General features: G+C 41.8%; 19 protein-coding genes. 9 read left to right on the top strand and 10 right to left on the bottom strand.

Annotated elements, in window-relative coordinates; all coding sequences use genetic code 11:
• Positions 1 to 238: hypothetical protein (locus JWQ85_RS02220; RefSeq protein ID WP_299463258.1), on the top strand; the 238-nt coding region annotated here is incomplete at its 5' end.
• Between the two features lie 168 nt (positions 239 to 406).
• Positions 407 to 1,804 carry an RNA methyltransferase gene (locus tag JWQ85_RS02215; protein ID WP_299463255.1) on the top strand — a complete coding sequence of 466 codons (1,398 nt, stop codon included), beginning with the start codon at positions 407 to 409 and terminating at the stop codon, positions 1,802 to 1,804.
• Between the two features lie 6 nt (positions 1,805 to 1,810).
• On the opposite strand, the gene JWQ85_RS02210 is transcribed toward JWQ85_RS02215, so the two are convergent.
• Genes JWQ85_RS02210 through JWQ85_RS02200 form a run of 3 tightly spaced genes read right to left on the bottom strand, consistent with a single transcriptional unit; the run spans position 1,811 to position 4,169 of the window.
• Positions 1,811 to 2,410 carry a hypothetical protein gene (locus JWQ85_RS02210; RefSeq protein WP_299463252.1) on the bottom strand — a complete coding sequence of 200 codons (600 nt, stop codon included), beginning with the start codon at positions 2,408 to 2,410 and terminating at the stop codon, positions 1,811 to 1,813.
• A gap of 18 nt (positions 2,411 to 2,428) precedes the next feature.
• Positions 2,429 to 3,154 carry a LytTR family DNA-binding domain-containing protein gene (locus JWQ85_RS02205; RefSeq protein WP_256541604.1) on the bottom strand — a complete coding sequence of 242 codons (726 nt, stop codon included), beginning with the start codon at positions 3,152 to 3,154 and terminating at the stop codon, positions 2,429 to 2,431.
• A gap of 1 nt (position 3,155) precedes the next feature.
• Entirely contained in the window at positions 3,156 to 4,169 is a 1,014-nt protein-coding gene (locus tag JWQ85_RS02200; protein WP_299463249.1) for a sensor histidine kinase, read from the bottom strand.
• 226 nt (positions 4,170 to 4,395) lie between these two features.
• On the opposite strand from JWQ85_RS02200, the gene JWQ85_RS02195 reads away from it, so the two are divergent.
• From JWQ85_RS02195 to JWQ85_RS02175, 5 genes are all read left to right on the top strand, one after another.
• Positions 4,396 to 4,602 (top strand): hypothetical protein, encoded by a 207-nt coding sequence (locus tag JWQ85_RS02195; protein WP_299463246.1) that lies wholly within the window; start codon positions 4,396 to 4,398, stop codon positions 4,600 to 4,602.
• Positions 4,596 to 5,492, top strand: a complete 897-nt coding sequence (locus JWQ85_RS02190; RefSeq protein ID WP_299463243.1) for an ABC transporter ATP-binding protein — start codon at positions 4,596 to 4,598, stop codon at positions 5,490 to 5,492. The genes JWQ85_RS02195 and JWQ85_RS02190 overlap by 7 nt, the downstream gene beginning before the upstream one ends.
• A 4-nt stretch (positions 5,493 to 5,496) precedes the next feature.
• Entirely contained in the window at positions 5,497 to 6,294 is a 798-nt protein-coding gene (locus tag JWQ85_RS02185) for an ABC transporter permease (protein ID WP_299463240.1), read from the top strand.
• Positions 6,295 to 6,347: 53 nt separating this feature from the next.
• Positions 6,348 to 6,566: a PLD nuclease N-terminal domain-containing protein gene (locus JWQ85_RS02180; protein ID WP_299463237.1), complete on the top strand. Its 219-nt coding sequence runs from the start codon at positions 6,348 to 6,350 to the stop codon at positions 6,564 to 6,566.
• Positions 6,567 to 6,735: 169 nt separating this feature from the next.
• A complete protein-coding gene (locus JWQ85_RS02175) occupies positions 6,736 to 6,957 on the top strand; it encodes a PLDc N-terminal domain-containing protein (protein WP_299463235.1) in 222 nt (73 codons plus the stop codon).
• Positions 6,958 to 6,963: 6 nt separating this feature from the next.
• Here JWQ85_RS02175 and JWQ85_RS02170 read toward each other — a convergent pair whose 3' ends face one another.
• The 3 genes from JWQ85_RS02170 to JWQ85_RS02160 form a co-directional block, all read right to left on the bottom strand.
• Positions 6,964 to 8,106, bottom strand: a complete 1,143-nt coding sequence (locus JWQ85_RS02170) for an ATP-binding protein (RefSeq protein ID WP_299463232.1) — start codon at positions 8,104 to 8,106, stop codon at positions 6,964 to 6,966.
• A gap of 479 nt (positions 8,107 to 8,585) precedes the next feature.
• Complete coding sequence (locus JWQ85_RS02165) at positions 8,586 to 9,578, bottom strand: EamA family transporter (RefSeq protein ID WP_299463229.1); 993 nt, start codon at positions 9,576 to 9,578, stop codon at positions 8,586 to 8,588.
• A complete protein-coding gene (locus JWQ85_RS02160) occupies positions 9,575 to 10,030 on the bottom strand; it encodes a DoxX family protein (protein ID WP_299463226.1) in 456 nt (151 codons plus the stop codon). Before JWQ85_RS02160 ends, JWQ85_RS02165 begins: the two co-directional genes overlap by 4 nt.
• A gap of 80 nt (positions 10,031 to 10,110) precedes the next feature.
• On the opposite strand from JWQ85_RS02160, the gene JWQ85_RS02155 reads away from it, so the two are divergent.
• Positions 10,111 to 11,595 (top strand): PLP-dependent aminotransferase family protein, encoded by a 1,485-nt coding sequence (locus tag JWQ85_RS02155; protein WP_299463223.1) that lies wholly within the window; start codon positions 10,111 to 10,113, stop codon positions 11,593 to 11,595.
• 4 nt (positions 11,596 to 11,599) lie between these two features.
• Here JWQ85_RS02155 and budA read toward each other — a convergent pair whose 3' ends face one another.
• The 3 genes from budA to JWQ85_RS02140 all read right to left on the bottom strand — a co-directional run bounded on the left by budA (position 11,600) and on the right by JWQ85_RS02140 (position 14,724).
• On the bottom strand, positions 11,600 to 12,394 hold the full coding sequence (gene budA, locus JWQ85_RS02150) for an acetolactate decarboxylase (protein ID WP_299463221.1): 795 nt from the start codon (positions 12,392 to 12,394) through the stop codon (positions 11,600 to 11,602).
• A 62-nt stretch (positions 12,395 to 12,456) separates the two neighbouring features.
• The gene (locus JWQ85_RS02145) at positions 12,457 to 14,007 is read right to left on the bottom strand and encodes a DHA2 family efflux MFS transporter permease subunit (RefSeq protein ID WP_299463219.1); all 1,551 of its coding nucleotides are present in this window, start codon (positions 14,005 to 14,007) and stop codon (positions 12,457 to 12,459) included.
• Between the two features lie 114 nt (positions 14,008 to 14,121).
• Positions 14,122 to 14,724 carry a TetR/AcrR family transcriptional regulator gene (locus JWQ85_RS02140; protein WP_299463216.1) on the bottom strand — a complete coding sequence of 201 codons (603 nt, stop codon included), beginning with the start codon at positions 14,722 to 14,724 and terminating at the stop codon, positions 14,122 to 14,124.
• A 185-nt stretch (positions 14,725 to 14,909) separates the two neighbouring features.
• Here JWQ85_RS02140 and JWQ85_RS02135 point away from each other — a divergent pair, with 185 nt between their 5' ends.
• Positions 14,910 to 15,671 (top strand): hypothetical protein, encoded by a 762-nt coding sequence (locus JWQ85_RS02135; protein ID WP_299463213.1) that lies wholly within the window; start codon positions 14,910 to 14,912, stop codon positions 15,669 to 15,671.
• A gap of 54 nt (positions 15,672 to 15,725) precedes the next feature.
• On the opposite strand, the gene JWQ85_RS02130 is transcribed toward JWQ85_RS02135, so the two are convergent.
• On the bottom strand, positions 15,726 to 19,666 hold a 3,941-nt coding region (locus JWQ85_RS02130), incomplete at its 5' end, for a cadherin-like beta sandwich domain-containing protein (protein ID WP_299463210.1).

The following is a 19,666-nucleotide window of genomic DNA, read 5'->3' as shown; positions in this document are numbered from 1 at the left end:
CCCTCGTTTTGGGATTGCAAAGGTAGAAACCTTTTCTGAATTTGCAAACTTTATTTTTTTATTTTTTCAAGCCGCTTTTTCAATTCACAACCGCATTTTCGTTACCTCTTTTGCGGGCTGCAAAGGTGCGAATAAACTTTCTTTTTGTCAAGTGAAATTTTCACTTTTCTTTAATCTTATTTATTCGCTAAATCTTCAAAAAACAACGCCCTTTTTACTTGAGCGGCCACAAATGTAAGGAGAAAACACCTACCCTTACAAGCATTATTTTCAAATAATTAAAACAATTATGTAACTGCCTGTAAATTAACACCAAATTAACCATAACATTATATACATAAGTACCATTTAGTACCGCATATACCCTTATATCCTTATTACAGGCATTATTTAAGGCCATAAAAAAATGCGTAAGTTTGATTTAGTTATGGATAATTACAACTTCCCACCGCACTTTTTAGAGAATTTAGACACCGAACCAGGCTTTGATAGCGAAAGTTTTGTTGGTGCGCACCAATCTGAAGCCGCCCCAACCTCTATCAGAATTAATCCTTTTAAGCCATCGGCCCTGAAAACAGACTTACAAGTGCCATGGTGTGCCGAAGGTTTTTATCTGGATACCCGCCCTTCCTTTACTTTCGACCCATTGTTTCACGCGGGTGCTTATTATGTACAGGAGGCATCGTCTATGTTTATTGGCCATATATTAAATACCATCCGCCCAAATAAAGAAGATGCTATTAAAGTTTTAGACCTTTGCGCTGCCCCCGGTGGTAAAACTACCCTGCTAAACTCGGCCCTGCAAAGCAGCGATCTGCTGGTTGCAAACGAGATCATTAAAACACGTGTACCTATATTAAGTGATAACCTTAACCGCTGGGGTACTTCGAATACCATTATTACAAATAACGACCCTAAAGATTTTAACGCTATCCATAGTTTTTTTGATGTGGTACTGGTTGATGCCCCCTGCTCGGGCTCGGGTATGTTTAGAAAAGATCCTGCCGCCATGAATGAATGGAGCGAAGGCAACGTGAACCTTTGCCACCAAAGGCAGGAACGGATCCTGGCCGATATATATCCCGCACTAAAAGAAGACGGATACCTTATATATAGTACCTGCTCCTACTCGCACCAGGAGAACGAGGATATACTGGATTGGCTTTGCACCGAGTTTAACCTGGAAAGCGTACGTATACCTATATATAAGGAGTGGGGTATTGTTGAAACCGAATCTCCACAGAAAAAAGCATGGGGCTATCGCTTTTACCCGGGCAAGGTAAAGGGCGAAGGTTTGTTTGCCGCCTGCCTGCGCAAAAGGGAAAGCAGCGGTGGTTTATCTAACTACAAAAACAATGGCCAGCAAAAGCTGCCCGCCAAAGAGATGGATATAGTTAAGGGCTATATTAATAATGCCGACGACTTTTACTTTTTTAAAGTGAATGAGGATTGGCTGGCCATAAACCGCGAGCATAAGGAAAGCCTGAACATTTTACACCGGCACCTATATATAAAGAAGTCGGGCGTGAGGATTGGCAAGCTGGCAGGCAACGATCTGATACCGGACCATGAGCTGGCTTTGAGCCTGGCTATTAATAAGGATGCCGTTTTACTAACTCCCTTAACCAAAGAGCAGGCTATACAATATTTACGCCGCGATAATATAGATATGGAAATTACAGGCAAAGGCTGGAGCTTGATGACTTACGAAGGGCTTGCTTTGGGCTGGGCGAAGTTGCTGCCAAACAGGATCAATAATTATTACCCTAAAGAGATAAGGATAATGACGCAGCAGGCGGTGTAAAATATGTTATAATGATTTAATATTATACCCCTTTAAGCACGCTGCTGAATTCTTATAGATCATATATTTATATTGATAAACATCGATATGCCCATTATTTTTTATTGGCTTACCGCTTTTTTCTTTCAGTGAATATGTTTTATTCAATAATTTAAGGTTCGCGCCATAGTATTTTACCAGTGTTTCGTAGATCACGCCTCCTTTTACATCACTATCAAACGTATTAGTTTCTTTCCTAAACGCATAAGTATTTCCATTTTCGTCAAAGTAATGCGTGTAGGTTATATACCAATCGCCACTCTGGCTAAATGGAATTTCGGCAATCATCACTATTCTCCCCGAAGAATCTTTAAGTACATTATAAGAACCTTCGCCGGCATCCGGCCAGTCTTCCATTGTAACCTTCACTGGTGTTTTTCTTCCGGGTATCTTAGAATACAACAAAAGTTCTTTATCGTGTTTCTTTACATACACATCAACTGCGGTTCTTTTACTTTTTAGAGAAGTAAGCGTTGAGTCTACTGTGACAACTTTGCCAGTAGCAGATTGCGCTTTACCCGACAAGCTTGCAATAAGAAGGATAAAGAATAGGTATAGGGTTTTCATTTTTAAATATAGTATACGCTATATATTCTTCCCATCCACAATTTTAAAGAACTCATCGCGATAGGTATCGCCTACGGGGATAATTTTATCGCCAATGAAAATACGGCTGCGTTCTATGCTGTCTATCTTATTAATAGATACGATGTATGATTTATGCACACGGATAAAATGCTTGGGCGGCAGTGCGTCTTCCATTTTCTTCATACCCTGCAGGGTAATGATGCGCTCGGCAGGGGTGAAAATAGAAACGTAGTCCTTTAACCCTTCTATAAATAATATATCGTGCAGGTAAACCTTTTGAATTTTATGTTCAGTTTTCACGAAGATAAAATCACTCATAAAATCGTCCTGCTGCGCAGGCTCGGCTTTAGCTGCAGGTTTTGTTACGGGCTGTATAATCCCCTGTGCTTTTTGTACCGATTTAAAAAACCTGTCAAAAGCGATGGGCTTAAGCAAGTAATCTACCACATCCAGCTCATACCCTTCTAAGGCATACTGCGGATAAGCGGTTGTTAATATCACCTTTGCTTTGCCATTGGCTATCCGCAGAAACTGGATACCGGTTAACTCCGGCATTTGCACATCCAGAAAAACCAAGTCAATACCCCCCTCTTGCACTAAAGTTAGCGCCTCAATAGGGTTGGTAGTGGCTTTAATTAATTCCAGGAAAGGGATCTTGGAGATATAATCCTCCAGTATGTTCAGGGCCAAAGGCTCATCATCAACAACAAGACATCTGATCATGCTATAAAACTAAGGATAATTGACAAGTGTATGTATCCGCTTCGTCGCGAATATCTAAATTATATTTTCCGGGGTAGAGCAGATCAAGCCTGCGGCGTACGTTTGCCAGCCCTATCCCGCCAGACGAATCTCGGTTATGCGTATGTTTTTTGTTCTGGATAAAGAAGTAAAGGTGCCCATCCTCCAGGTTAATTTTCAATTTTATAGGTGCTAAGGCGTCGTTAGCAATACCATGTTTAAAGGCATTCTCTATAAACGAGATCAGCAATAACGGCACAATGTGCTGGTTGGTTACCTCGCCGGTTACTTCAAAATCAATAAAAGCTTTATTGCCGAACCTTATTTTTTGCAGGTCGATATAGTTTTGCAGGTATTGCAGCTCTTTGGTTAGCTCTACCTTATTATCGTTACACTCATAAAGCATATAGCGCATAATCTCCGACAGCTTCAAAATAGCTTCGGGCGTGGTATCAGACTTTTGATAGGCCAGCGAGTATATGCTATTTAATGAATTGAACAGAAAGTGAGGGTTGATCTGCGATTTTAGAAAGGATAGCTCGGCACTCAGGCGCTGGTTCTCCAGATCGCGCTGGATCCGTTCGTTCAGGAACCAATCTACCGTAAACTTTAATACTGCACTTAAAAACAGGAATACAGTAGTAGTGAAAGTAGTTTTGAAAAAGTATTCCCAAAAGGTTGATTCATGTTTTCTTAACCCTACTAATATATAGGTTTTAAATACCAGGCCGCCACCATACTTTATTAGTCCGAAAGCAATTATAGCGGCTACGATACCGGCTGCGTATAATTTATAGTTCTTTTTATCAAGAAACCGGGGAATTAGTAGTGAATAGTTAAGGTAGAATACGCTGATATTAATTGCACCGTATAGTACAAATACCACCAATACAGCTTCCGTTGTCATTTTACCGCTATAGCGCGCTATTGATGCAAAAAAAGCGATAAGGCCTAACCAAAAAACAACATGCCAGAATATTTGCCAGCTTCTCTTCATCTATATTATATACTGTATTAACAGCATCTAAAGTAATATTTAGATATGAATATAGCTGTGGAATTATATGTAGTATTTATTTAGCCCGATGAACAGGCCTAAAAAGCCGACGAACTGGTTAAACGCCCTAATTAACCGTTCATCTACAAATGCTGGCTGTTGGTCTAATTGTTTTTAGCAGATAAATTATTTAGTATTTCTTTGTTCTATCAAAAACGATCACACAATGAAAAAGTTAGTTTCAAACTCAAACCCATTTATTTTATTACTGGCACCTGTAGTATTTGCCATTGTAATGGGCGTGAGCTACCAGTTTGAACAAAAGAAACAATTTACTGCTCATAACTCGGCTGTGCAGGCTACATCCTTATTTATTAAAGGTGTAACCGTTGTAAAAACAGTATGCACAATTGCTACCGAGAAACTATGGTAATCAAAACTGAAGGCTTATCTTTTAGCTTTGGTGCCCAGCAAGTTGTTAAATCGCTATCCCTGCAAGTTCCGGCAGGGAGTATTTACGGGTTTTTAGGACCAAATGGCGCCGGAAAAACTACAACCATAAAAATGCTGCTCAACCTGTTAAAAACAGGCGAAGGCAGCATTCATATTTTTGGGCAGGAGCTACAAAGCAATCGTATTAGCATATTATCGCAAATAGGCTCATTAATAGAGCAGCCTGCCATATACCATCACCTTACCGGTAAAGAGAACCTGATGAACCGCGCCTTGCTTTTGCAGGTTAGCGAACAAAGGGTTGATGAAATGCTTAAACTGGTTCAGCTAACCAATGCTGCCGGTAAAAAAGCAGGGCAGTATTCCTTAGGGATGAAACAACGCCTGGGCATTGCCCTTGCTTTGCTTAGCGACCCCAAACTTTTAATACTGGACGAACCTACAAACGGACTTGACCCTAACGGGATTATTGAGATGCGCGAGTTAATGTTAAGGCTTGTGGCCGGCGGCAAAACAGTTTTTATATCCAGCCACCTGTTGGCCGAGATTGAAAAGATGGCTACCCATGTTGGTATTATTAATAATGGCGAGCTAATGTTCCAGGGCACTATTCATGAACTGCAGAATATTAACCAGCCAATGATAAGGATAGAAGTAGATAATACCGTTGATGCCGCTAACTTTTTAAAACGCAATAACTTCGCAGTAAACGATATTAATCACGACCACCTCTATGTGCCTTTTATTTCTAAACAGCAAATAGGCGACATCAATACGCTCCTTGTTCAAAACGGGATGACTGTATTTAGCATAAATAAACATCATAAAGACCTGGAGCAATTATTCTTAGACATTACCCAAAGCAACTAACTACATGAAGGGATTTTTACTATCATTCCAGTCTGAATTTTATAAGACCCGCAAAACGCTTGGCTTTTGGGGAGCTATCATACTGCCTATATTAATAAGCTCGCTGGCATTTTTAGCCGTATACACAAAAAGTGACGTATTTGTAAAAATGCCGCCAATGGGCCAGTGGATACAATTTAGTATGATAAGCTTAGGGAGTATGGGTTCTTTGTTACTCCCTATCTATACCATATTCGTAGCTTACTCGGTAAACAACGTTGAACACAAAGCCGATACCTGGAAAACATTATTCAGCCTGCCTATTTCGCGCTGGGCTGTTTACAGTGCCAAGTTTTTTTACGCATTATTCCTGCTGTTTTTATGCCTTACGCTATTTGTAATATTTAATGTAGCATTTGGTAATTTGCTGAGTGTGTTTAAGCCTGAGCTTAAGTTTAACGAATACCACATGGAGTTGCAGCTTATACAGGTGTATTATAAACTATTGTTATCGGCCCTTGGCATACTTTCTATACAGTTTCTGCTCAGCCTTTTATGGGCCGATTTTTTGAAACCAATGGGGCTTGGTTTTGTAGCTACTATTACCGGAGTTATACTGGCATCAAACAACTGGAAGTACAGTTATCTTTTCCCGTATGCACACCCAATGGGCGCTATTAAAAGCATGGTGAAAAATAACAATGGCCCATCTAAAATGCTTGAAATAGACATTTACACCAAGGATGTTTATGTAAGCCTTGTTATAGCTGTAGTGGTATTTATAGCAGGTTACTATATTGTACAGAGAAAGAGCGTAAAGTAATTTGGATTAAAAGTATTGGTGAAAACTTATATCTTTAAACAAACTGTAAACCTATGCACAAATTACTTTCAATGGGAGGCCTTGGGGCACCAGAGATCATCCTGTTAATGATCCCCTTATCTTATTTTGCTTTAATAGCTTATTGCCTGGTAGATATTTTACGATCGAATTTTAAGGATAGCACCAATAAGTTAATCTGGGTATTGGTTGTTCTATTGGCGCCGTTCCTTGGTTCGATACTTTACTTGGCAATCGGTAGAAATTCAAAATAGCTTAACCCGTTTGTCACGCCGGTTATTAACTCACCTGGTCTTCGCTTCGCCCGACCACCCTCTCTTCGCTGCGCGAAAAGAGGGTTCTGGAAATTTCTTTTCTTCACCCAACAACGGCGAAAACTTTTGTTATCGCGCAGGGTTATACCCTTAATAAACCCATTGAGCTATGAACAATTTATTACTACTCCTTGATATTGGAACAGGTGGGCTTATACTGATATTTTTGGTATTAGCTTATTTTGGCCTGATCGTATTTTGCCTGCTCGATGCCGTGCGCGCAACGTTCAAAGATTCGGCCACTAAAATAGTATGGGTGCTGGTTATTTTATTTGCCCCGTTCCTGGGCTCGGTGCTTTACCTGGTAATAGGCAGGAACTCTAAAATATAATAGCTCTTAATTTGCTTCTGCATTTTTTGCTAATGGCAAACTAAAATAGAAGGCAGACCCTTTTCCTAATTCACTTTCTACCCAAATGCTGCCATGGTGGCGCTTAATGATCTCGGCACATAAATAAAGCCCAATACCAAAACCGGTAATGTTTTCTGTGTGTTTATTTTCTACGCGATAATAACGCTTAAACAGTTTATCAATATCCTGTTCGTCAATCCCAATACCTTCATCTTTAACACATACTTGCACCTTATTATCTATTGTTTCGCAAGAAACAGTTATAACCGTTTGCTTTGGTGAGTACTTAATAGCATTATTAAATAAATTAATTACAACCTGCTCAATTTTTTCTTTATCAGCATGTATAGCTATCGGCTCGCAAGGTAAAAAGTTAATAGTGTGACTGGTTGTTATCAGTTTTGTTTCGTTCATAACATCGTTGATCAACTCTCCCAAATCAAAGTCTTGTTTATCAAGCTGGATTTTCCCGGATTCGGCCTGCGAAAGGTTTAGAAACCCGTTGATCATATTTTGCATTTTTTTTACCTGCCTTTCAACCTTCGATAAGGAAGTTATTGCAAAACTATCCTTTTGCTTTTTTGCCCATGCATAAAGCATTTGCACATATGCTTTTAACGATGTTAGAGGCGTTTTCAATTCATGGCTTACCATGCCTATAAATTTGTTCTTACGCAATTCGTTTTGCTTTTCCTCGGTGATATCCATCATAACTCCCGAAAAATGGAACTGCTTCCTTTCGGAGTCGCTATACATCCCTCCTAAAGCCTTTACCCAGCGTTGTTTTTGGTCATGTAAACCTGTTACCCTAAAATCCATATGAAAATGTTCACGGTTTACCATGGCATTTTCTATTCCGGCAATAACTTTGTTTCGGTATTTCAGATCAATTTGTGCAATCAACCCTTCGTAAGACATGTTTTCATCGGCGTGGTAGCCAAATAATTCTTTTAACCGTTTTGATGGTAAAAATTCTTTCGTTTCTTCATCAAGCAGCCATGTACCAACGTTTGCAGCTTCTACAGCCAGCAAGGAAAGTTCTAATATACGATAACGCCTTAGTTCAGCTGTATGCCCGGGCTCATTATCAGGAATGTTATCCCTTACGTTTTCTTTTTCACTCTGCACTTAATCAGGGGTTTATTAAGCATAAAAGTAAAACAAATTATCATATAAAGCATTAAAATTGTTGCAGTGTTAATTAACGCTTGGTATAAACAACGTTCTTTATACCGCCTCGCATAATATTGGGTTGATCTTTACAGGTCGTGTTTTACTCACCCGGGTCTTGCTTCAATTTTCTTCTTCACCCTCTTTGCGAAGCAGAGAGGGGGTCGACCAGTGTAACATAATCGGGGTGAGTAAACTCGCCGACAAACCAATTCATTGCCGTCCCTTTCAAGGGACGGAATAGCAACCGCTTCAATGGCTTTAGCCAAATGCCGCTTTATCAGTTTTGGCTAAAGCCGGAGGAATGTTGCCCGCTATCCGTTGGCTAAAGCCAACGGCAATGAAAACTGTTCTCTTCACCCTCTCTGCTTCGCAAAGAGGGTCGACCAGCGTAGCAATGTTGGGGTGAGTAAACTACATCGCAGGTTATTTATTATTTATACCGCCTCGCACATTAATCCTTCTATATTCTCAGGCTTGGTTTCAGCCTGCTTTTTTTCGTTACTATCTTTTCTGTACTTGGCAAGGTTAATCAAAAGCACGCTTAGTAATATAATTACCAATCCACCTATTTGCAACCAGGATATATGCTCCTGCGCAAACAGCACTCCTAATAACACCGCTATAACCGGGTTAACGTACGAGTGTGTGCTTACCTGTGTAGCCGGGCGCACCTGCAATAACCATACATAAGCGGTGAACGCAGCTATTGAACCAAATATTATCAGGTATAAAACTGCCATCCATGATTGTAGGGGCACCTGTGTTATATCGAACCCTTTAAACTCGTTATGCAGGGCGCTTGCCGGTAAAAAGGCTATGCCCGCTATCAGCATTTGCCATGCGGTGTTTACACGGGCCGGGCTGCTGCTGCCTTTGTATTTAGAATACAATGACCCCGCCGCCCATGCTATTGGGCCAATAACCAATAAGCCTACACCCCATATTTTAGCATCGTCATGTGTGCCGCCCAAAGCGTTAGCTACCTGCTCGCCAAATAATAATATCACACCCGCAAAACCTATTATTAAGCCCAGTATTGTTGCTGTGCTGGTTAGGTTTTCTCTCCAGTTTCTTTTATCGAGCACTACAAACCATATGGGATTTGCCGATATCATAATGGCTACCATTGCGCTGGGCAGGGCCTGTTCAACCCATATTACTATACCGTTACCAATAGCCAGCATCAGCAACCCGCTTACGGCCGAATTTATTACATCGCGTTTTACCCAAATCTTATCACCCTTAAGCGCGCACCAACCCAGCATTAGCAGGCCTGCAATTGTATAACGTATTGCCCCCATTAACATGGCGGGGATGCCCTGTATAGCCATCTGGATAAAGAAGTACGTTGAACCCCATACAATATATACTGTAGCAAAAGCTATGATAACCAATAATGAGGATGGTTTTTGTGTAATGCTTGTCATGATAGTTGATGTTTAGTAAATAACGAATCGATACTCCATTTGTACCCGGGCAAAGTAGCCAGCAAAAAACTTGCGGCACTTACGGTAAAAACTGAATAACCTATGGGTGAATCTATCCCCCTTGATATGGTCATAGATAACGCGAACGCCAATGTAAGTGCGCCGCTGCCAATAGCGGCTATGCGTGTAAATAACCCAAATAATAACATCAGGCCAAAAATGCCTTCGCCCAATGTAGCCAATATAGCCAGCGGACTTATCAATGCATCAGGTAAAAAAGACATAGTGTTGCGGGAAAGTACCATAAAGTGCTCCCAATCGCCCCAGCTTACATGTGGTTGCCCGTAAGCGCCTAACCAACCTAATCTATCAGCAACCAGCCAAACATAGCCAAGGCCAAGGGCTGCTCTTAAATATACTCCTGTTAGCTGTTGAATTTTTGCCTGATCCATATTTTTTTATTGCTGATATAAAAATACGAAGCAATTGGCCTACCTTTATAGTCCAGAAAAAACAACCAAGATAGTCCAGTATGCATTTTGTAGCAGGTTTACTTAACATTGACAAAACATTGCAGGTACCGGTATACCTGCAAATAGCTAATGGTATAATTTGCCATATACGGCAGGGCACTTTAAAGCCGGCATCGGCATTGCCCAGCAGCCGTACGCTTGCTCTAAGTTTAAAGGTACATCGCAATACCGTGGTTGCGGCTTATGATGAACTGTATGCACAAAGTTGGGTTGACGTATATCCGCAGAAAGGGATCTTCATTGCCGCCAACCTGCCCGAGGTAGCGCCAAGGCCAATTGCCGATAGTCCGCAAAAGATAGCCTACCCCGAAAAAACCTTTTTTGAAGTTTGCGATAACAAATTATCACATATAAATCTGTTTTCGCCAATTACCGGGAACAGCATTGCATTTAATGAAGGGTTCCCCGATACGCGCCTGGCCCCTGTAGACTTGATGCTGCGTGAATACCGCCGTTTTGCCAATTATCATTTCACATCAAAATATTTACTGTATGGCCCGGAGCAAGGTTCTGAAAACCTGCGTGCCGAGCTTGCCCGTTTCCTGGGCGAAACCCGGGGCCTACATGTTACAGCTGATCATATACTGATCACCAAAGGCGCGCAGATGGCCATTTATTTGGCGGCGCAATTACTGTTAGGTAAAAACGATACCGTTATTGCTGCCGATCCGGGTTATTGCGGCGCCAATGAGGCATTTGTACAAACCGGGGCAAATTTAGAATTGGTGCCGGTTGATGAGCAGGGCATTAACCTTGATGCTGTAGAAGAGATCTGCAAAAAGAAAAAGGTTAAACTACTTTATGTAATACCGCATCACCACCAGCCTACTACAGTAACATTATGCTCGGAACGGCGTATGCGGTTGCTGGAACTGGCCATGAAATACCGCTTCGCTATTATTGAGGATGATTATGATTACGATTTCCACTACACCAGCAGCCCCATACTGCCTCTGGCTAGTGCAGACTATTACGGCAGCGTAATATATATAGGTTCGTTTTGTAAAACTATAGCGCCGGGTATCCGTATTGGGTTTATGATAGCGCCGCCTAATTTAATTATACAGGCCACGCGCCTGCGCCGCATAATTGACCGCCAGGGCGAGCATTTGTTGGAAGAAGCGATGGCCAACCTGCTTAAGAATGGCGACATTACCCGCCATCTTAAAAAAGCCAATAAACTTTATCACGAGCGCCGGGATCTGTTTTGTAACCTGCTAACCCAGCAAATAGGCGAACACGTAAGCTTTAAGATCCCCGATGGTGGTTTTGCCATCTGGATGAAATACCTAAACGGCATTAAACCAAAAGAGGTGGCCGAAAAAGCCGCCGCAATGGGTTTGGCCGTAAGCGCAGGCAAAGATTACTACTACGATAAAACTTACGAAAGCCGTCATATCCGGCTTGGTTTTGCCTCCATGAATTTTAAAGAGATGGAACAGGCAACCGATCTGTTGGCTAAAGCGGTAAAAAAGCTGGTATAAGGGATTAATCCTTTTTACCGTTTTCTACTTTCTTAACTTCTTCGCGGCGGTCTTTACTGAAATCGAAATTGTCAAAATCTTTGGTTTGAGGGATATCTACCATAAAGCTGTCCAACTGGTCAATTTTAATTGTTATGCCATTCGTCAGCAAATCTATAATATGGCCCCCGTCCTTTTTATCATCACTTAAAAAATGAAAGTGATAACCGGTAATATTTGGCCCATCCATAAATGCCGGGATGCGGTAACCAACCAAGGTACCCTTAACATTTTCGAAAGTGAAAAAATGTTGTAATGACAACATTTCGGCCAGCGGCAAATACGGTTTTTTAACCGGTGGAAACGCCCGGGTTTTGACGGTATTAAAGCTCCCGGTTATTTTTATGGCATAGATCCCATTCTTGTTGGATAGCAGACTATCCAGGTACGTAAAAAGGGCGTTTTTGGTCAGTTTCTGGGCGGTTTTTTCCGTTTTTTGGCCCTTAAAAAAGTTCACTACGGCAAAGGGGGTTAGTTCCGAATCTTTCACCTCAAAAGTTTTCCCGGTAGATTGTGTCTGGTAAATTTTGCCATCTAATATCAGTACCTCGCCGTCCAGTTTATCGGGGGCACCCAAACCAAAATCGCCATGTTGTTTTACTTTGCTATAAGGATAAACAGCATCATACAAACCACCTATAAATGCGCTGGCATGCCCGGCCGTGTAAAGGGTATTATTTTTTGTTTGTGCCGATGCGTTGCTGAATGCAATTAAGCATACTATCGTTACTAAGCAGGCGTATGGTTTTTGACAGATCATGTGTTAAGGTATATTGGGCTAATATACTTAATCCTGCATTATAACGCTTCCGGCACTTAAACTTAATGATCTGACGATGGTATAACAACCGCTTTTGTTTTATCGCGCTTGGCTACAAAAAGCAATAAGGGTAATACTACTGCAAAAAACAACCCGATAAGGAAGAAGGCATCTAAATAGCTGGAGAAAGATGATTGCTTAACTACCACTTTTTCAACCAGTTGAATCGCTTTCTGTTTGGCATCCAGCACAGTGATACCATGTTGCTGAAACATCTGTGTGTATGCTTTTAGCCTATCAATAAATATTGGGTTATCGGGCGTAATATGCGTTATCAGGTCCATACGGTGCGATGCCACCCTGCGGGCTACGTAGGTATTAATAATAGATATACCGAAAGAGCCCCCCAACTGGCGCATCATATTGTTTAATGCCGTGCCCTGCGGCATATCTTTTGTTTCTAATGATGATACTGCCAAAGTGCCCAGCGGAACGGTTAACAAAGCCAAACCAATAGCCCTGAATATAAGGTTAAGGCTTATTGCTGCCGATGAGCTTTCCAGGTTTATACGCGACATTGACCAGTTGAAATAGATAAAACATAAAAATCCCAGAAAGACTATCAGTGCCGGTGAAACGCCCTTTTGCAATAATTTACCTGTAATGACAAGTGCAAGCACCGCTATTATTGATCCGGGTAAAAGCAACAAACCCGATTGTGTGGGTGTAAAGCCTAACAAACGCTGGGCTACAACCGGCGTAAGGTAAATAGAAGTATATAAGCCCATGCCTGTTATAAAAGTGAGTACAGCAGCAATACTTAACGACCGGAATTTTAATATCCGCAGGTTTACTACCGGATTTTGGATGCTTAGCTCCCAAATAATAAACGCGGTAAGTGATATTACGGCAGTAACCGACAAGAATATAATGTAACCGGCAGCAAACCAATCATCGGTTTCGCCACGTTCTAATACGGTTTGCAGCGAGCCAATGCCAATGATCAACAGTCCAATGCCCACCCAATCTATCTTTTGCAGCTTTTGTTTAATTACCGGTTCGTACAGTAAAAACAGGCAGGATACGACTGCAGCTATACCTATTGGAATGTTGATATAAAAGATCCATGGCCACGAATAATTTTCGGTGATGTAGCCCCCAAGGGTAGGGCCAATTGTGGGGCCAATAAATATCCCTATACCAAACAACGCGCTTGCTGTGGCTTGTTTTTCTTTAGGGAATAGCTCATACACTACTGTTGCCGATACAGAAAGCAGGGCTCCACCACCGAGGCCCTGCAAAAACCTGAATGCCACCAGCTCCCATATGCCGGTTGCGTTACCACATAAAAAAGAACAGATTGTAAATAATATAATAGAGCCTATATAGTAATTGCGCCTACCCAGGTTGGAAGCTAAAAAGCTGGTCATGGGTATGATAATTACATTGGCTATAGCGTAAGACGTGATCACCCATGAAGTATCTTCTAAGGTTGCGCCAAGGTTACCGCTCATATAGTTTAGCGCTACATTTACTATAGAGGTATCTATTAATTCCATAATAGCAGCGGCTATTACAGTTATCAGCAGTATTTGTCTTTTTAAAGGGCTCATATATTTTATACCAATCGGTATATTTTAAAATGTGTGATTATTATGTTTTGTTAAATTATTGGATTTGCAATTGTCTAATTATATACCAATTGGTATATAATTAGACAAAAAAAATTACTTTTTTATTTGATCAATAAGCATTTCAACCGTACTTACAACGGCTTCCATACTGCTGGGATCATTGGTAGTTCGGGATATCATTACGCCACCCTCTATAAGGGCAATTATTGATAAAGCAGTTTGCCTTATGTTAATATCTGCTTTAAATTCGCCGGCGTTAATGCCCTGCTCAATTAAACGTGTAAGGTTCTTTTCCCATTTAAGCAGCGCTTTTGCTGCCCTGTCTTTTAAAAGGTTATTAGTATCATCGGCCTCAATGGCGGTATTTACAATGGGGCAACCTCCATGGTTTAACGGGGCCCTGCTAATATTCTTATAAACTTTAGCATAAACCATCAATTTATCATGAAAGGTTTCAGCTTTATCCATCAAATCGAGTACTCTTTTTGATACACGTGAATAATTATAATCAAAAACAGCCAGGGCAACTTCTTCTTTGTTCTCGAAATTCCCATAGATGCTGCCTTTAGTAAGCCCTGTAGCTGCTGTAAGATCAGACAATGAGGTACCTGCGTAACCTTTCTTGTTAAATATCTCCGCTGTGCTTTCTATAATGAATGCTTTTGTACGTTCTGTTTTTGATGTCAGCTTATTCATGGTGCAAATATACCGATTGGTATTAATATCGTATCATCCTGCTGTAATATTTAATTAACAGATCTCGTCAAAGCATTTTCAACCATAACAACCACTCTTTTTATAACAGCTTAACATGTACATAATATAAATTTTCTACTTTGTGCGATAAAAATAAGAGGGCATTGCCCATAACATCCATATCTATGTTAAAATCGCTCCCTGTACTTACACTTATCTTTCTGTTTTTAAGTCCTGTTTATGCCCAGGAAAAATACACTGCCGCAAGTATCCATTCGCATAACGATTATTCGCGGCCCAATGCATTTTATCATGCTTTTGATGCTGGTGTTGGTGCCATTGAGGCAGACGTTTTCTTGCGTAATGGAAAATTGGTAGTCGCGCATGATACATCCGGGGCAAAGCAGTTTATAACGCTTAAAAAAATGTATCTGGACCCTATCCAAAAAGTGATGCGCGCCCAGCCAAGGCCAGTAAATCTTGTGCTAGATCTGAAAGAAAATTATGCCCCTATACTAACTAAACTACTCAAGGAGTTGGAACCGTTAAAGGCTTTTATTAAAACGAATGGATCTAAATCCCCGCTTACCATTATTATAACCGGGAACCGTCCGCCACCATCCGAATACAAAAACTATCCTTCTTACATTTCTTTTGATGACGACCTGCAATTACCCCATAACCCCGAGCAATGGAAGCGTGTTGCACAGGTAAGCCTTAACTTTGCAAATTATTCTAAATGGAATGGCAAGGGCGCTTTACCAGAGCAGGACGAAAAGGTGCTTAAATCTGTAATTAATGCTGTTCATCAATCAGGGAAAAAGATACGTTTTTGGGCCGCGCCTGATAACCCAGCCGGTTGGCAAAAACTAATGGAGCTAAATGCAGATATTTTATCAACAGACATGATAGATGAATTGCTCATCGAAATTAAGACTAAGAAATAAACAAGAAAGCCTTTCAGTGTATCTGAGAGGCTTTCTTGTTTATTTACTATTCGTTTAATACTTAAGAACGATATAGCCTGTTTTACGTTTGTTCTCTTTACCTACCTTGTATTCTATCTGGTAAAAATAAGTACCCGCTTTTAACATCGCCCCGGTTTTATTGGAATGCCCGTTAAACAAGCTTGAGCCATCCTTACCATAATCTCTGGCCTCGAATACCAGTGTGCCATTGGTATTCATAATAGATACCCTATTATTTGGATAAGCCGCTATACCTTCAATAGACAGGAAATCGTTTGAACCGTCGCCGTTTGGTGATACGCCCTGGTGCACTACAACCCCGTCATCAGTTGTTGGTGCAATAGCTTTAGAGACTTTATTAGCAAATAACAGCCCTGCACCGGCTTTATCTACTACCAGATTATTTGACAGCCTGGTCACAGTTACCGTGTAAGTGCGGCTGGTTGTACCATCCTGTGCTGTTACCACAATGGTGATCGTATTAGTACCTGTACTGAGGGCGACCGGAGAGGAAACCACACCGCTTACTGCCGGCGAACCGTTGATGGTCATAGTAGCATTTGCTTGTTTAAGCGTTGGGGTCAGCGTTATACTTGCTGTTGCTGCTTCCACCGTGGTGGTGTACGCTACAAGTTCTGTTGTACTTGATGCAACCACCAGTTTTGATTTTGGATCTACACTTAATATTGCCAGCGTTGCATCGCTTGACGGCGCTTTGGTTATGGCCACACTGTAGGTTTTTGTTGTGATACCATCCTCAGCTGTTACCACAATATTTACCGTAGTGGTGGTTCCTATGCTTAACGATATAGGTGCCGAAGCCGCGCCGCTTATTGCAGGCGTACCGTTGATGGTCATGGTGGCATGTTCTTCTTTAAGCGTTGGGGTCAGCGTTACGCTGGTTATGGTTGCCCCTACCAAAGTAGTGTACTGTATCAGCTGCGATGTACTGGAAGCTACCGCCAATTTTGATTTGGGATCTATGCTCAGTGTTGCCAGCGAAGCATCGGCTGACGGCCCTTTGTTAATTGCTATATTATAGGTACGAGTTGTTACACCGTCTTCTGCTGTTACTACAATAATCACATTGGTTACCCCTGTTGGGTTAAGTGCCACCGGCGACGAAGCCACTCCGTTTGTTGCAGATGTGCCGTTTATGGTGAGTGTTGCATTGGCATCTTTTAATGTTGGGGTAAATACCATGCTGGTTGTGCTAAGCGCCGTTGTGGTACTGTACTCCACAAGTTGTACGGTGTTGGATACAACTACGAGTTTTGATTTCGGTTCTCCGCTCAATGTTACCAGCGATGCATCGCTTGACGGTCCTTTGTTAACCGCCACGTTGTAGGTGCGGGTGGTTACACCATCCTGGGCTGTTACTACAATACTAATGATGGTTACGCCTGTTGGGTTCAGCGCCACCGGGGCCGAAACTACTCCGCTTATCGCAGGCACACCATTTATGGTAAGCGTCGCATTGGCATCTTTTAGCGTTGGGGTTAATACCATGCTGGCTGCGCTAAGGTTTGTTATTGTGCTGTACTCCACAAGTTCTGGTGTATTCGATGTAAGCACCAGTTTTGATGGACTTACGCTGAGTATGGCTAAGCCGGCATTGTTTGATCCTTTCCCAACTTTTACAGTGTAGGTTTTGGTAGTTAAGCCGTCTCGCGCCGTTACGGTTATTGTTACACTGTTAGCTCCTGTATTAAGCGCTATTGGATCTGATGCCTCTCCATTTGCAACCAGTATGCCGTTTACTTTTATGGTGGCTGCATTATCGGCCGTAGTTGGGGTAAGCCTTATTGTTGGGGTATTTGCAGTAGCAGTATAATTAATTGTACTACTATCAAATACCGGGCTTAACGTTCCTGTACTTAAGGTAAGGTTAGCCAAATTAGCATTAGTTAATACACTTATGTTTACAACCGATGAAGTACTGCCGCCACTGTTGTAGGCAGTTATGGTATAATCTTTAGTTGCAGTTGCAGTTGTTGGCGTACCGCTGATAATACCTGTTGCAGCATTAAATACCAAACCATCCGGTAAAGGATCGCTTAGATAGTAACCGCCGGATGGGGTTAGTTTGTTTACCCTTTGTTTTCCGTTATCGGTAGTGTAAAGTTTTCCATCGCTGCCTATAGCCAGGCCAAACAGTCCTATGTAATCGGCAGAAATAACAACTGGATTAGCGCCATTCTTATCGAATTTGGTAAGCGTATTGCTACCTCCCTGGTTTACATAAATATTACCTTCGGCATCTAATTTTACGTCGGTTGGGTTAACAAGACCGGTTATAAGGTCGGTCCTTGCCTCGCCATTTGGCCCAAATTTCACAACACTTCCTGCTTCATTATCGGCTACGTAAATATTACCGGCCACATCAACACTTATGCCATAAGGGTAAGTTAAGGCAGTTGTTATAGTTGTTGTAACACCACCGGGTGTTACCTTTTTAACTGTGTGGTTTATAGTTTCGTTGACATAAACATTCCCCAGCGCATCTACTGTCAATCCTGTAGGGAATGATAAGCCACTACCTATTGTTGTAATACTACCATCCGGTGTAACCTTTTGGATGCTATTACTACCTAACGAGGTTGCATATACGTTACCGTCTGCATCTGTTGCTACGCCAAGCGGAATATTTAGCCCGGTAAGGATAGCAACAGGCGCCCCGCCACCCACAGGTAGTTTATATACAGAACCGGCCGTAACATCGGCTACAAATAAATCGCCCGCTTTATTAATAGCGATACCTGTTGGTGTTGGTATTGTGTAGCTTAGTGTATCGCCCAGGGCAAAGTACCCCGGTGCACCCACATTACCAAACCCGATACTTAACGGGGTTATAGCAGTACCTGTATTGTAAACTTGTGCTGCTATAGGCGCATTTGTTGGCGCCGGAATAAGCTTGTTAACCGTAATGGTGTATGACTTTGTTGTTGTGCCATCATTAGCTAAAACACTAACAGTGACAACATTTATACCATCGTTTAACTGCACATTCACCGAATGAGTGATGGCATCTAAAGCCGACCTATTTACGGTAGCAACAGATAGTGCATCTGTAACTACCGGCTGAACGGTAATGGTTGATGTACCAACCGGAACCGATACCTGGTAATTTGTGTTGCCGGCATCAAAGGCAGGGTTTAATGTACCTGCGCTTAATGTAATCCCACTTAACGAAACAGATGATGGCCCCGCAACACGCAGATTAACTGTATAGGTGCGGGTTGATGTACCATCTTCGGCAATTACATCAACATTAATGTTATTATCGCCTGTATTTAGGCTTAAGCTTTGTGAGGCAGTACCTGTAGCAGTGATGACATTATCAACTTTAATAACCGCAAGCGCATTACCCGTTGGTGTTAATTTTGCCGAGCTTGTGCCATAAGGCAGATCGACAGTATAATCGATTACATCGGCATCAAACGATGAGCTAAGCGTGCCCGTGCTGCTTGTAAGGTTGGATAATTTGTAATCGTTAGAGATACGATGAATTTTTACCGTGTAGGTTTTTGTTGAGTTATCTAATGGCGATGTTATCACCACCGGTATATTATTATCACCTACGTTTAGTGCCACATTAGTAGGTACACCTGAAGTTGCTGCAGTGCCATTTATAGTAAGGCTATTACTTGGCTCGCTTAATGTTGCAGTTATGTTAGCCGATAGCGTGCCATTATCGACAGAAATTTTATAACTGGTGCTATCAGCATCAAATATTGGCGTTAATGTACCCGCATCGGTAATCAGGTCGGTTAGGTTGTTGTTTGCTTCTGCACCAAGAGTTACATGTGTGCTAATGCTGTCTGTAGCGTTATAAGCAATAATAGTGTAGTTAGTAGCAGGGCTTGCCACTGTTGGCGTGCCGCTGATTGTACCCGTGCTGATATCAAAATTTAAGCCCGCGGGTAAAGCCTTGTCAATAAAGTAACCACCCGATGGGCGGGCCAGTTTCATAG

Origin of the sequence: Mucilaginibacter sp. (assembly GCF_028288105.1) — a bacterium.
Classification (GTDB): Bacteria; Bacteroidota; Bacteroidia; order Sphingobacteriales; family Sphingobacteriaceae; genus Mucilaginibacter.
This window is presented reverse-complemented; position numbering and strand designations above follow the sequence as displayed.

Bases quoted from the DNA above. Each gene is read 5' to 3' on its own strand.
- JWQ85_RS02205 (WP_256541604.1), bottom strand. From the start codon at position 3,154: ATGATCAGATGTCTTGTTGTTGATGATGAGCCTTTGGCCCTGAACATA.
- JWQ85_RS02180 (WP_299463237.1), top strand. From the start codon at position 6,348: ATGCACAAATTACTTTCAATGGGAGGCCTTGGGGCACCAGAGATCATC.
- JWQ85_RS02175 (WP_299463235.1), top strand. From the start codon at position 6,736: ATGAACAATTTATTACTACTCCTTGATATTGGAACAGGTGGGCTTATA.
- JWQ85_RS02215 (WP_299463255.1), top strand. From the start codon at position 407: ATGCGTAAGTTTGATTTAGTTATGGATAATTACAACTTCCCACCGCAC.
- JWQ85_RS02195 (WP_299463246.1), top strand. From the start codon at position 4,396: ATGAAAAAGTTAGTTTCAAACTCAAACCCATTTATTTTATTACTGGCA.
- JWQ85_RS02160 (WP_299463226.1), bottom strand. From the start codon at position 10,030: ATGGATCAGGCAAAAATTCAACAGCTAACAGGAGTATATTTAAGAGCA.
- JWQ85_RS02210 (WP_299463252.1), bottom strand. From the start codon at position 2,410: ATGAAAACCCTATACCTATTCTTTATCCTTCTTATTGCAAGCTTGTCG.
- JWQ85_RS02200 (WP_299463249.1), bottom strand. From the start codon at position 4,169: ATGAAGAGAAGCTGGCAAATATTCTGGCATGTTGTTTTTTGGTTAGGC.
- JWQ85_RS02145 (WP_299463219.1), bottom strand. From the start codon at position 14,007: ATGAGCCCTTTAAAAAGACAAATACTGCTGATAACTGTAATAGCCGCT.
- JWQ85_RS02135 (WP_299463213.1), top strand. From the start codon at position 14,910: ATGTTAAAATCGCTCCCTGTACTTACACTTATCTTTCTGTTTTTAAGT.
- JWQ85_RS02165 (WP_299463229.1), bottom strand. From the start codon at position 9,578: ATGACAAGCATTACACAAAAACCATCCTCATTATTGGTTATCATAGCT.
- JWQ85_RS02190 (WP_299463243.1), top strand. From the start codon at position 4,596: ATGGTAATCAAAACTGAAGGCTTATCTTTTAGCTTTGGTGCCCAGCAA.
- JWQ85_RS02155 (WP_299463223.1), top strand. From the start codon at position 10,111: ATGCATTTTGTAGCAGGTTTACTTAACATTGACAAAACATTGCAGGTA.
- JWQ85_RS02185 (WP_299463240.1), top strand. From the start codon at position 5,497: ATGAAGGGATTTTTACTATCATTCCAGTCTGAATTTTATAAGACCCGC.
- JWQ85_RS02140 (WP_299463216.1), bottom strand. From the start codon at position 14,724: ATGAATAAGCTGACATCAAAAACAGAACGTACAAAAGCATTCATTATA.
- budA (WP_299463221.1), bottom strand. From the start codon at position 12,394: ATGATCTGTCAAAAACCATACGCCTGCTTAGTAACGATAGTATGCTTA.